Annotated in this window: 13 protein-coding genes; all 13 read right to left on the bottom strand. The window is 41.5% G+C overall.

What is annotated here, in order from left to right; translation table 11 throughout:
• Positions 1-9: 9 nt before the first annotated feature.
• Positions 10-615 (bottom strand): molybdopterin adenylyltransferase, encoded by a 606-nt coding sequence (gene mog, locus ACPEEM_RS01390; protein WP_424402515.1) that lies wholly within the window; start codon positions 613-615, stop codon positions 10-12.
• A gap of 24 nt (positions 616-639) precedes the next feature.
• Complete coding sequence (locus ACPEEM_RS01385; protein WP_424407471.1) at positions 640-1,569, bottom strand: phosphatidate cytidylyltransferase; 930 nt, start codon at positions 1,567-1,569, stop codon at positions 640-642.
• A gap of 2 nt (positions 1,570-1,571) precedes the next feature.
• The gene (locus ACPEEM_RS01380) at positions 1,572-2,201 is read right to left on the bottom strand and encodes a lysophospholipid acyltransferase family protein (protein ID WP_424407469.1); all 630 of its coding nucleotides are present in this window, start codon (positions 2,199-2,201) and stop codon (positions 1,572-1,574) included.
• Between the two features lie 68 nt (positions 2,202-2,269).
• Complete coding sequence (locus ACPEEM_RS01375; protein ID WP_424402512.1) at positions 2,270-2,875, bottom strand: CDP-alcohol phosphatidyltransferase family protein; 606 nt, start codon at positions 2,873-2,875, stop codon at positions 2,270-2,272.
• A gap of 12 nt (positions 2,876-2,887) precedes the next feature.
• Positions 2,888-4,735, bottom strand: a complete 1,848-nt coding sequence (locus ACPEEM_RS01370; protein WP_424405421.1) for an SLC13 family permease — start codon at positions 4,733-4,735, stop codon at positions 2,888-2,890.
• Positions 4,736-4,775: 40 nt separating this feature from the next.
• A complete protein-coding gene (rnhB, locus tag ACPEEM_RS01365; RefSeq protein WP_424407467.1) occupies positions 4,776-5,369 on the bottom strand; it encodes a ribonuclease HII in 594 nt (197 codons plus the stop codon).
• Complete coding sequence (gene lpxB / locus ACPEEM_RS01360) at positions 5,370-6,533, bottom strand: lipid-A-disaccharide synthase (RefSeq protein WP_424403960.1); 1,164 nt, start codon at positions 6,531-6,533, stop codon at positions 5,370-5,372.
• 83 nt (positions 6,534-6,616) lie between these two features.
• Positions 6,617-7,405 (bottom strand): acyl-ACP--UDP-N-acetylglucosamine O-acyltransferase, encoded by a 789-nt coding sequence (lpxA, locus tag ACPEEM_RS01355; protein WP_424402509.1) that lies wholly within the window; start codon positions 7,403-7,405, stop codon positions 6,617-6,619.
• A 14-nt stretch (positions 7,406-7,419) separates the two neighbouring features.
• Positions 7,420-7,881, bottom strand: a complete 462-nt coding sequence (gene fabZ, locus ACPEEM_RS01350; RefSeq protein ID WP_424402508.1) for a 3-hydroxyacyl-ACP dehydratase FabZ — start codon at positions 7,879-7,881, stop codon at positions 7,420-7,422.
• 103 nt (positions 7,882-7,984) lie between these two features.
• Positions 7,985-9,013: a UDP-3-O-(3-hydroxymyristoyl)glucosamine N-acyltransferase gene (gene lpxD, locus ACPEEM_RS01345; RefSeq protein ID WP_424407465.1), complete on the bottom strand. Its 1,029-nt coding sequence runs from the start codon at positions 9,011-9,013 to the stop codon at positions 7,985-7,987.
• A complete protein-coding gene (locus ACPEEM_RS01340) occupies positions 9,013-9,594 on the bottom strand; it encodes an OmpH family outer membrane protein (protein ID WP_424402506.1) in 582 nt (193 codons plus the stop codon). The genes lpxD and ACPEEM_RS01340 overlap by 1 nt, the downstream gene beginning before the upstream one ends.
• 106 nt (positions 9,595-9,700) lie before the next feature.
• Entirely contained in the window at positions 9,701-12,076 is a 2,376-nt protein-coding gene (bamA, locus tag ACPEEM_RS01335) for an outer membrane protein assembly factor BamA (protein WP_424407463.1), read from the bottom strand.
• A 32-nt stretch (positions 12,077-12,108) separates the two neighbouring features.
• Positions 12,109-13,437: a sigma E protease regulator RseP gene (gene rseP / locus ACPEEM_RS01330; protein ID WP_424402504.1), complete on the bottom strand. Its 1,329-nt coding sequence runs from the start codon at positions 13,435-13,437 to the stop codon at positions 12,109-12,111.
• Positions 13,438-13,441: the final 4 nt, after the last annotated feature.

Below are 13,441 nucleotides of genomic sequence, written 5' to 3'. Positions count from 1 at the left end.
TTTTCCTTTTTATACCGCACTTTCTTGTTGAGAGCATTCGCGACGGGCAGATTTGGGTCTAAAACTTTCGATTATCTCTGGATGGGTATCAATGTAAATCCCCTCAATCAGTTGTAAACAATAAGGCACAGCACTAAAAATGCCTTTGACTAAAACCTGCCCGTTTGCATCTTTCACCCCTTCAAGGGTTTCTTTAATGGCTTTTGGCTGACCGGGTAAATTTAAAATTAAGCTGTTTTTGCGAATCACACCAACTTGACGAGACAAAATCGCCGTAGGAACAAAATGCAAACTCACTTGTCGCATTTGTTCACCAAATCCCGGCATTTCACGATCTGCCACGGCGAGTGTGGCATCGGGCGTGACATCACGTTTTGCCGGCCCTGTTCCGCCTGTGGTTAAAACTAAATGGCAATGACAATCATCTACCAATTCACATAAGGTTTTTTCGATTTTCTCTTGCTCATCGGGAATTAAGCGTGTTTCCACTTCAAAGGGATCACATAATGCTTTTTCGAGCCATGCTTGTAATTCGGGGATCCCTTGATCGGCATAAACCCCTTGTGAAGCACGATCGGAGACTGAAACTAAACCAATTTTTAAAAGTGCGGTCATTTTTTCCTCTATTTTGATTAACAACTAAACCCAATAATATCTCACAACATGGAAGAAGATCGGTGCGGCAAAGCAAAGGCTATCCATGCGATCTAACATTCCCCCATGTCCACTGATCATATTGCCCCAATCTTTTACCCCCATACTGCGTTTCATGGCAGACATCACCAAGCCACCTAAAAAGCCCATTAAACAAATTAATAAGCTCATCAAGAAGGCTTGTAATGGCGTAAACGGGGTGAGCCAATACAGTAAACCACCTAATAAAGAGGCACTTAACACCCCACCCACAAAACCTTCCACGGTTTTAGACGGTGATAAACGGGGAGCAATTTTATGTTTCCCCGCTAATTTGCCCCATACATATTGCAAGACATCACTCGATTGCACCACTAAAATCAGGAAAATCATCAGTAAGACATTTTTCTGCTCAAAGCCTGCAATTTCAAGGGTGAGAATGGCGGGAATATGTGAGATACAAAAAACGGCAATCATAATTGCCCATTGTACTTTGGTGGAGCGATCTAAAAAATGGGCTGCATCACCAAGTAGGGCAGATAAAATCGGTAAAAATAAAAAGGCATAGACAGGAATAAAAATGGTGAACATGCTAAACCAATCAATGGCGACAAAATAATATTGGACAGGCAAAATCACATAGAAACAGGCGGCTAGGGCAAGATGATCACCACGGCGAATATAAATCAGGGACAGAAATTCACGCAATGCCATAAAAGAAATGATAAAAAATAAGGCAATCAGGGCATAAAAGCCGAGAAAGGTGGCGGCGAAAATGATTAAAATCATCACCCACCATGCCTGAATGCGTGCGTTCAAATTATCAATCACTGCGTGAGGTGTGCCAAATCCCACTTTCCACTTTAAGGCGTAGCCCACCAAAGAGGCAAAAATCAATGTGGCAATTAAGCCCATAAATAATGTCCAAAGTTCCATGATCAAGCCCCTTTCTGTTGTGGTTTTAAACGGAGTAACGCCTGTTCTGCTCGAGTGAGAAAAGCTTGTTTCTCTTCTTCTGGCTGATAATGTAATGCTTCGCCTAAATACAGATCGCAAAGTAACGGAATCGGCAGAATAAAGCCTTTTGGCAGCACATTATGCATATTGTTAATCCAAATAGGGACAATGTCTAAACTCGGATTTTGCTTAGCAAGATAATAGATCCCACTTTTGAAAGGTTGCAAAGGCAGATCATCATCCATTTTACGTGTACCTTCGGGGAAAATAATCAATGAGCTTTCTTTCAATGCCTCACTGATTTTATCGGTTACCGCTTTGGGATCATTCCCACCTCGCTCAATCAACAACATATTAAACACTTTGTAAGCTAAAAAGCGACGAAAAGGTCCTTTTTCCCAATAATCAGCCCCCGCCACAGGACGGGTATTTTTGCGAACGTCGTAAGGTAATGACACCCAAAATAAAATAAAATCACCATGACTATTGTGATTGGCATAATACAAACGCGGCTTGCCTGCAGATTGCTGCAAGATACTTTGTTGTGGACGAACGCCCGTAATAAAGGAGGTAAAACGAGATAAGAGAAAATCAACAAGTTTTGCTAACATAATGTCCTCCTGTGAGTTTATTGGTTAGACCATAAAAGTGCGGTTGATTTTAAAGACGTTTTGGGACGTTATGCCTTCACCTCAGCTAACCCTGCTCGCACCCGTTTGATGCAAGTGAGGATTAACAAACACACCACAAGCCAAGCTACCCAAACTAACCAAGTGGGTAATTGTGGCATCAGCATATAAAGCAAGCCTAACACCCCAAATAAAAAGGCACGATCACTTTTACCCAATGGGCCATCATAACGGCGTGTTTTCCCTTGAACTTGCCCTAATACCCCACAAAATTCCGTTAATGCCGCTAGCCAAATAATCAGCCCTATTTGTAACCCACTGAAAGGGGCGATAAACGCAAAGGGCAAATACAAGGCAGCATCAGACACCACATCAGTAATTTCATTTAAATAGCCCCCTAAGCGGGTTTGTTGGTGAAATTCCCGAGCTAACATGCCATCAATGGCGTTGAGTGCCATGCGTATAAACAACCAAATAGGAATCAAAATGAATAAGGCATTCACATGAGGAAAGCAAGCTAGCACGATCCCTAGCAGTACCGACAGCCCACAAGCCGATAAGGTCACTTGATTTGCCGTCACACCACGCTGTGCCAACTTCACCACCGTAGGGCGAAGTAAATTTTGGAAACGTGGTTTTAAGTCATAAATACTCATTTTTCCTCCCATTTAAAATGGAAATAATAAAGGAATGAAAAAAACGCTCACCACCATCACTAACAAGGTAAAAGGCACGCCGATTTTCACAAAATCGGAAAATTTATAGCCCCCCGGACCGAGCACCATGGTATTCACTGGGGAAGAGACAGGCGTCATGAAAGCAGCAGAGGCGGCAACGGCAATAATCATCGCAAATGGCATTGGAGAAACCTGTAATTGTTGGGCGATAGTAATGGCAATCGGTGCCATTAAAATGGCGGTGGCTGTATTAGAAATAAATAAACTCACTGCGGCACACAGTAAAAACAGACTCATTAATACCACATGTAATCCCAATCCGCCCACGGCATCTAGCATGAGTTTCACCGCAAGATCCACCCCTCCCGTTTTTTGTAAGGCAATGGAGAAAGGCATCATGCCCACAATTAAGACCAAGCTTGACCAATGGATCGATTCATACGCACTTTTCCCGTCAACACAGCGAAAATACCCCAACATTAAACAGGCAATTAATGCGGCAATCACATTCGGCACCACCCCTGCCACCATTAAGATCACCATGGTCAAAATAGAGAATAACGCATGAGGGGCTTGGCTTGCGGCAGGCACGGCATGATCCATTTCTAACGGATAATTTAATACATAAAAATCTTTCGCATGTTTTTGTACTTCTGAAATGGCTTTCCAATCCCCGACGACTAAAATCAAATCACCTAAACGATAGCTGATTTCAGAAAGATTGCCTTCTAACAGCTCACCCTCTCGTTTCACACCGACCACATTTAAGCCATATTGTGAACGAAAACGCAGTTCCAAGGCATTTTTACCAATGCAATCCGAATCTGGCACGAGTGTAATTTCTGCCATACCGATGGATTTGGCTTGACGTGAGAAGTTTTGCCCACGAATGTCCGCCATTTCTAATTGATATTTTTGGCTGAAAACGGCTAAATCTAACTCTGAATTCATAATATCCATGATCAAAATATCTTTTTCACGAATTTCAGAATTGCTCACGGCACTGATATAAACAGGACTAAATCGCTTCCAACGCTCAATGGCTAACACATTTAAACCATAATTGGAACGCAGGTGCAATTCATCTAATGTCTTCCCAATAAAAGGAGAACCTTGCTTCACCACTAAACGTTTTGTGCGATCTTTCAAACCATATTCTTCAATCAAATCGGTCATGGAACGCTTGCTCGTATCCTTGTTTTCCTGTTCATTCGGATCGGTTAACCAACGACGAGCCACTAACATATATAAAATCCCCATGGTCAACACCACAAGCCCGACAGGGGTGAAGTCGAAGAATTTAAAACGAAAATCGGTATTTCGGATCAACTCGGCATTGACCACCAAGTTAGGGGCGGTGGCGATTAATGTCATCATGCCACTGATTAAGCCCGCCACACTTAATGGCATCATTAAACGTCTTGGGGAAATATTCATTTGCTGACAAATAGCCAACACCACAGGAATGAAAATGGCGACAATCCCTGTTGAACTCATAAAGGAGCCTAAGGTTGCCACCGCAAGCATCAACAAAATCAACACTTTGGTTTCGCTATTTTTCGAGGCTTTTAATAACCATTCACTGACTTGAGATGCCACTCCCGTGCGAACAATCCCTTCACCCACAATAAACAATAACGCAATCAAGATCACATTGGGATCACTAAAACCTGCGAAGACTTCTTGCACAGTTAAAATGCCACTTAAGGCAAAGGCTACCATCACCAAAAGTGCAACCACGTCCATTCTGATTTTACTACGGACAAACAACACGATTGCCCCCAATAGCAAGGCTAATACCCAAAATAATGGGTTTATCCATAAGTCATTTTGTAACATAAAATCCACGTTGAGCTCCCAAAGTTAAATCGTTGATAAATTATACGTTATTGCACAACTTTCGCACAGGAGAAAAACTGCGACGGTGTTGAGGTAACGGCCCCAATTGTGCCAATTTTTCTAAATGCAATTTGGTCGGATAGCCTTTATGTTGAGCAAAGGCATAATCAGGGTATTGTAAGTCTAATTCCGCCATTTCTTGATCTCGTGCCACTTTTGCCAAAATGGAGGCAGCACTAATTTCTGCCACTAAACTGTCCCCTTTTACTACCGCTTGTGCAGGCATCGACAAAGTGGGAAGACGATTACCATCCACCAACACAAAGTGCGGTTGAATAGGTAAATTTTCCACCGCTCTTTGCATGGCGAGCAGGGTCGCCTGTAAAATATTGAGCTGATCAATTTCCTCAGGTTCGGCTCTGCCTAAGCTCCATGCTAAGGCTTTTTGCTTAATTTCCTTCGCCAGCAACAACCGCTTTTTTTCTGACAGTTTTTTAGAATCCGTTAAGCCTTCAATGGGGTTTGTTGGATCTAAAATGACGGCGGCAGTCACCACCGCCCCCACCAATGGTCCACGCCCTACTTCATCAACACCCGCAATTAAACCTACATGTTGAGGATATTCAAACACCATTTAATTCGCCTCCAACAGGTCGATGACCGCTTGTGCCGCTTGCTTATCTGCATCACATTGGATCATTTTGTGTAAATCAACAAAACGTTGCACTAAATCATGACGATGTTGCACCGCACTTTCTTCCTCACTTAAATAAAATGCCAATTTTTCTGCCAATTTCTCTGGCGTACATTCTGCTTGGATCATTTCAGGCACAAGGCTATCGCCAGCTAATAAATTGGGTAAGGAAATATAATCCGTTTTGACCAAACGCTTCGCTAAAAAATAGGTAGTGGCTTTCATGCGATACCCCACAACCATTGGCGATTTACATAGCATGGCTTCTAATGCGGCGGTACCAGAAGCTAATAAGGTTGCCTGTGCAGCAATCATCGCTTGACGAGCCTTTCCCTCTAACAAAATCATGTCTAACGCTGGGGCGACTCGGGCTTTAATCTGTTCAAATTCCTCACGGCGTTGTGGATTAATTAACGGCACTAAAAATTGAATATCGGGGTATTGTTGTTTTAATAATTGGGCCGCTTTCAAAAAAGGTTCCGTTAAAAATGCCACTTCTGAACGTCGACTGCCAACCAAAATGGCGACATAACGTTGTTTTTCATCAAGCTGTAAACATTGGCAAGCCTCTGAACGGTTGGGCTTTAACGCAATGGCATCTGCCATTGTATGCCCAATAAAACGACAAGGCACTTGGAAACGATCATAAAAGGCTTTTTCAAAGGGTAAGAATGCCAAAACCAGATTTGTGGCTTTGGCAATTTTATGAATACGATTTTGACGCCATGCCCACACAGAAGGGCTGACATAATGAATGGTTTTAATGCCGTTTTCTTTTAATTTTAATTCCACATCTAAATTGAAATCAGGGGCATCGATCCCGATAAAAATATCTGGCTTTTCCGCTAGCATGGTTTGGATCACTTGGCGACGGATTTTTAATAAACGGGGTAAATGTTTCACCACTTCTGCCAAGCCCATCACTGATAAGGCTTCCATTTCCACTAAGGTTTCACAGCCTTCTGCTAACATGCGGGGCCCTGCAATCCCAATAAAACGGGCATTGGGATAACGAATTTTTAAGCTACGGATTAAGCCTGCCCCTAAAATATCCCCAGAAACTTCCCCTGCCACAATCGCAATAGTGGGGTTAAATGCTGTTATCTGTTCCATTTTCAGATCCTAGATAAAAAATAACCGCACTTTTCACAATAAAAGTGCGGTCGATTTTAAAAAAGTTTGATGAATTAACGAATAATTCCACGAGTTGAACGCTTGAAGAACTCAATAAAGAAACTAATCGATGATTCTGTCGCCGCCACTTGTTCAATTTCAGGCATAACCTCATCTAAGGTTTTGCCACTACGATAAATTAACTTATAAACATTTCGAATCGCATGTAACGTTGGCTTATCAAAGCCACGGCGTTTTAAGCCTTCAATATTGACCCCAAAAGGTTTAGCATGGTTACCTTGTGCCATCACATAAGGAGGAACATCTTGGCTTACCATAGATCCACCGCCAAGCATCACATGTGCACCGATCACCACAAATTGATGAATGGCAGACATTCCACCGACAATCACAAAATCATCAAGCTCCACATGCCCAGCAAGGGTGGCATTATTGGCTAAAATACAACGGTTTTTAATACGACAGTCATGTGCGACATGTACATTCACCATAAACAAGTTATCATCACCAATCACCGTGACGCCACCACCTTGTGTGGTACCACGGTGGATAGTCACGCTTTCACGAATACGGTTACGATCTCCAATGACGGTACGAGTTGGCTCGCCTTGATATTTTAAATCTTGGTTGGTGTCGCCAATACTCGCAAATTGATAAATTTGGTTATCTTGACCAATTTTTGTAATGCCTTTGACCACAACATGTGAATGTAAAATGGTGCCTTTACCAATTTCTACCTCTGCCCCCACAATACAGAAGGGGCCGATTACCACATTTTCACCGATCTTTGCACCCTCTTCGACAATTGCCATCGGATGAATTTTCGCTGTTGGATGGATCATTCTTGACTCCTTAATTATTGTGCTGGACGGCGTGCACACATCAATTCTGCTTCACACACAATTTGTCCATCAACGGTTGCCACCCCTGTAAAACGGGTTACACCACGGCGTTCTTTCACAAAATGGACTTCTAAAAGCATTTGATCCCCAGGTAATACTGGACGTTTAAAACGCGCATTATCAATTGCCGCAAAATAATAAATTTCATTTTCCAGTTGGCGATAAGTTTTACAGGCTAAAACACCTGTTGCTTGTGCCATTGCTTCTAAAATTAAAACACCTGGGAAAATGGGTTGTTCTGGAAAATGCCCTGTAAAGCAAGGTTCATTCACGCTAATATTTTTTACTGCTTTTAGCCACTTACCTTCTTCATAATCCACCACACGATCCACTAATAGGAAAGGATAACGGTGAGGAAGTAATTTCATGATTTCATTTGCTTCAATGGTTTTTGTTGCGGTAATTTCAGTTGTCACAATAGTACCTTTCAATAAAAAATAAACAAAAATATTTGAAATTATACGGTATTTATAGCATGAATACAAAACGAACCGCTAAAAAGTGCGGTTCGTTTTCAGATTATTTTGATTCTAACTTTTTCTCGAGGGCTTTTAGCCGCTTATTCATGCCATCAATGCCTAAAGTAAGAGCTGCAGTTTTACGCCATTCTTTGTTAGGTTGTAATGGAATGCCTGAAGAATACACACCTGGCTCGGTGATCGGTCGCATAACCATGCCCATGCCTGTGATTGTGACTTTATCGCAAATTTCCATATGCCCATTGATCACACTTGCTCCACCAATGAGGCAATAACGCCCAACGGTTAAACTCCCCGCCATAATGACACCACCAGCGACAGCGGTGCCTGTGCCAATGTGAACATTGTGTGCGATTTGGCAAAGGTTATCGATAATCACATTATCTTCAATGACCGTGGGATCTAATGCACCACGATCAATACAGGTACAAGCACCAATTTCAACATGATTCCCAATCAGCACTTGTCCTACCTGTGGAATCTTAATCCAGCGACCACGATCATTGGCATAACCAAAACCATCGCTACCAATAACCGCACCCGATTGAATTAAGCAATGATGACCAATTTCGACATTGTGATAAACGCTCACATTTGCCCATAGCTGGGTATAAGCACCAATTTTGGTGTTTTTTCCCACAAAGCAATTTGCCCCAATCACTACATGATCACCTAGCTCAACGCCATCCTCAATCACGGCATTCGCCCCAATGGAAACATGTTGACCTAATACTGCTTTTTCGGAAACCACCGCACTGGGTGCAATGCCTGATGCGGCTTTAGGGGTGCTGTCCATATATTGGGCTAAGATGGCATAAGCCACATAGGGATCTTTTACAATCAATAGGTTACTTTGTTCGGCACAAAACGGCACATCCGCTTCCGACACCACTAAAATCCCTGCTTTCGATTCGGATAACAGTGAGCGAAATTTAGGATTAGAAATAAAAGTCAGCTGTTTTTCTGTCGCTTTGTCTAAAGGTGCGATACTTTCAACAACAACATCGGCGTTACCACGAATGGTAGCGCCGATTTGTTGTGCTAAGTCTTGAAGGGAATAAACTTGCATTATTTAGCCTGTGTTGCAGGAATCGCTTTTAACACTTCTTCCGTAATATTTTTGGCATCTGCGGCAAACACCACGGCACCTTCGTTAAGGACTAAGGTATAGTTTTTCGCTTTTGCAACATTATTCACGGCAGTTTGGATACTATTAACTAATTTATCCGTTTCTTCTTTATCACGTTTTGCGTAATCTTCTTGGTATTTACGCACTTCTTCATCGTGAGCTGTCACTAATTTATTTAAGGCTTCTTGCTCTGAATTGCCTAATTTATTAATTTCATCTTCACGCTTTTTGATGTCTGCACTACGTAATTTTGGTGCTTCTTTTTGTAACGCAGCAATTTTTGCTTCTACTTTTTTCTGAGACGCCGCAATTTTTTCGTCAACAGATTTTTTATTTGCGGCTAATTTTTCAACACGAGGTTTAAATTCAGCTTCAAGTTTTTCAGCAATCATTTTGCGATCTGGATGATTGTGGAACAAATAATCACCACTAACAAAAGCAATGTTTTCAGCAGCCATTGCTAAAGAAGAAGTGAATGCTAATGCTAAAGAAAGTGCGGTTGCTTTTACTACTTTTTTCATTGGATTGTTTTTCCTATGTGAAATGAATTAATCTTTTCTGTGCCACACCAATGTAGCACAGACGTTATAATTAGACTTACTATTTTACAATAAGTTCCTGTCTAACTTAGAAACTTCCACCAATACTAAATTGGAATTGCTCAATTTCATCACCTTGGTATTTCTTAAGTGGTTTTGCATAAGAGAACACTAATGGCCCAATTGGAGATTGCCATTGTAATGCAACACCAGCAGAAGCACGCACACGGCTTGGATCACTATAATCAGGTAAATTTAAATGTGCAAATTTTGCCTTATCTTGTGCTTTCCAACGTGTATTCCACACACTGGCGGCATCAACAAATAACGAAGTTCTCACTGAATTTTGGTTTTTATCCGCCACAAACGGGGTTGGCACAATTAACTCTGCACTTGCTGTTGCCATAGCATTTCCCCCGACGATATCCTCACTTGGTGCACAGAATGTATTTGGGCAAGAACGATGAGAATAAATCGCTTTTGGTCCAATCGCCCCATAGGCAAATCCACGTAAGCTACCAATGCCCCCTGCGGTATAGGTTTGATAGAAAGGTAAACGTTTACCACTTAAGCCATCAGCAAAGGATGCCCCCACTCGTGCTGACATCACCCAGCTGTGATCACGATCTAACGGATAGAAACCCTGTACATCCGCATTGAGTTTATAGTATTTGTTGTCAGAACCTGGAATCGTGACACGACCACCTAAATTCGCTCTCATCCCTTTCGTTGGGAAATAACCACGGTTCAAGCTGTTGTAGTTCCAACCAAATGATAAATCAAAATCATGAGATTTGAATGTCCAAGAATCACCATAATTCATAGATTGACGGTATAAATCACGGTTATATTCTGGTGAAACATTCTTCAATTTATTAAAGGTGTAACCTAAGCCTAAATAATAAGAGTTGTTTTCGTTCACTGGGAAACCTAAGGTTAAGTTACCACCATAAGTGGTACGTCCATAAGAGGCTGCCGTGCTACTTTTCGAGCTGTCATATTCTTCGAAGAACACGTTTCCACCTAAGCTCACGCCATCTTTAGTAAAATAGGGTTCAGTATAACCAAGATTAATGGTGGTACCATAGTCATTGCGAGAACCCGCTAAACTAATTGATGACCCCATACCTAAGAAGTTATCTTGCTTAATGCTTGCTTGGTAGCTTAAACCACTTTCTGTACCATAACCGACACCAAAATTAATGCTTCCCGTATTACGTTCTTTCACTTTATAGATCACATCAACTTGATCTGAACCTGGCACAGTTTCTGTACGGCTTTCTACGCTTTCAAAGAAACCTGTACGATCTAAACGTAATTTACCAAGTTCAACCAATTGAGAAGACAACCACGCCCCTTCTTGCTGACGCATTTCTTGGCGTAATGTGCTATCTGCACTTACGGTATTGCCTTCAAAACGAATTTGACGAACGGTGTAAGTTTTGCCTGCTTCAACAATAAAACTTAACGCAATTTCTTTTTTCTCATCATCAAAATCTGGATGAATATTGACTGTTGCAGTGGCATAACCACGTTCACCTAATTTGGCTTTAATGCTCTCTTCCACATCGGCAACATCGGAACGGCGGAATGCTTCACCCACACGAATTTGTTTTAAAAGGGGTTGTAATTCTTCTGACATGCCACCCACATCACCGATGATTCTGGCACTTTTCACGGTATATAAGTCACCTTCATTTAAAATGATTTTTAAACGGGCTTCTGTTTTATCTTCATTTAACTGAACATCGGTATCGACTACTTGGAATTTCGCATAACCACGATCTAAATAATAGCTACGAATGGTTTCTAAATCTTTGTTTAGCTGTGTCTGATCAAACTTATTACCAAATAATTTCCACCAAGCGTCTGTTTGAAGTTCCATTTGGTCTTCCAGTTTACTGCTACTAAATGCCTTATTGCCTTCAAACGTCAGTTCTTTGAATAATGCCACATCGTCTTCATTAATTTGAATTTTGACTTCAGCACGGTTATTAGGGAGGGGATTGACGATCGTTTCGACTTTCGCATTATAACGTCCTACGCTGTTATAATGCTCTTGAACACTTTTGCGGAACTCTTCTAATTTCGCACGATTTAAAACTTCACCTGCTTTAAATCCATTTGCATCTAAATTTTGTTTTAATGCTTCATCAGGAATTGACTTATTACCATCAAGTACAACATCGGCAATGATCGGTTTTGGCATAACGGTGACGACTAACGTATCACCTTCTCGTGTGGCTTTCACATCGTCATACTGACCACTTAAGAAAAGTTTTCTGACTATGTTAGCAATATCGTTATCCGTCGCACGTTGCCCAACTCTCACAGGTAAAGCTGCTAATACACTTCCCTCTGAACCAGCTTGAACACCATCAACACGGATATCTTTCACCACAAAAGGGGCGGCAAATGCACTGGTTGAACCAAATAATAAGCTCGCAATTAAAAGTTTTTTCATCGTGAATGTTATCCTGTAAATAAAAAATTAACTTATAAACGTAAGAAATCATTAAACAATGCAAAGCCCATTAATACCAATAATAACGTTGCACCGATTTGATAACTTATGTTTTGAATTCGCTCAGAAAGCGGTTTTCCTCGAACAGCTTCTGCGGCTAAAAAGACCAAATGACCGCCATCTAGCACGGGCAATGGGAATAAATTCATTATGCCCAAGTTCACACTGATTAATGCCATAAAACCTAGGTAATATATTAAGCCAATTTCAGAGGACATACCTGCTCCTTTTGCAATTGAAATCGGCCCACCTAAATTATCTAAAGAAAGATGACCTGTAAATAATTTCCCAATGACTTTAATCGTTAACCAAGAAAGCTGAAGTGTCTTTTCCACCCCTTTTTGCAAGGCTTCAAGCATATCATACTTTAATTCCGTCCGATACTTATCCGCAATAGGCTGACCCGTTGGGCGAATACCCACATACCACATGCCTTTCTTGTTTAATTCTGGCGTTAAATGCACGCTAGAAAATACCCCTTCTCGTTCAATACGAACGGAAAAAGGCTGCCCTTTTTGTACCAATGCCACAAAATCTTGCCATGGCATGAGGTCATTTTCTGCATAAATTTTATCGCCTTCTTTTAAGCCTGCTTTATCCGCTGGTGAGTTTGGCTCGACTTTAGACAAGATTAAATGCACTTTAGTTCTAACGGGTTTAATCCCTAACGCACTGATTGCCCCCTCTTTTTCAGGATCAAAGTGCCAACCACGAATATCCAAGATTTTCTTTTGCTCAATCGACGAACCAAAAGGCGACACCGTCATTTCAATGTGGTCATTCCCCATTTTTGTGGTCAACAACAAACTGATGGTTTCCCAATCTGGGGTGGGAGTGCCATCAATAGCGATAATTTGTGTTTCTGGTGAAATATTGGCTTTTGCGATCACTGAGTTCGGTACAACTGATTCAATGACAGGCTTGACACTAGGAATGCCAACCGTATAAATAACAAAATATGCCAAAATCGCAAATAAGAAATTTGCCATAGGCCCTGCGACAATGACAAATGCACGTTGTAGCACCGTTTTGTTATTAAAGGCTTGTGAAGCAAGTTCAGCAGGGACGACTTCATTACGCTCATCTAACATTTTCACATAACCGCCCAACGGAATGGCAGAAATGGCAAATTCTGTGCCTTGCTTATCTTGACGACGCCAAATGACTTTACCAAATCCAATTGAAAAACGATGTACTTTTATACCGCACTTTCTGGCAGCCCAAAAATGCCCATACTCATGCACCGCCACCAGTACGGCAATCACAACAATAAAAGAGGCAAAAGACCATAAAAACGACATTAAC

Origin of the sequence: Pasteurella pantherarum, assembly GCF_049670885.1 — a bacterium.
In the GTDB taxonomy this organism is placed as follows: Bacteria; Pseudomonadota; Gammaproteobacteria; order Enterobacterales; family Pasteurellaceae; genus Pasteurella.
Note: the sequence above shows the minus strand (reverse complement) of the source record. Positions and strands in the feature narration are given on the sequence as shown.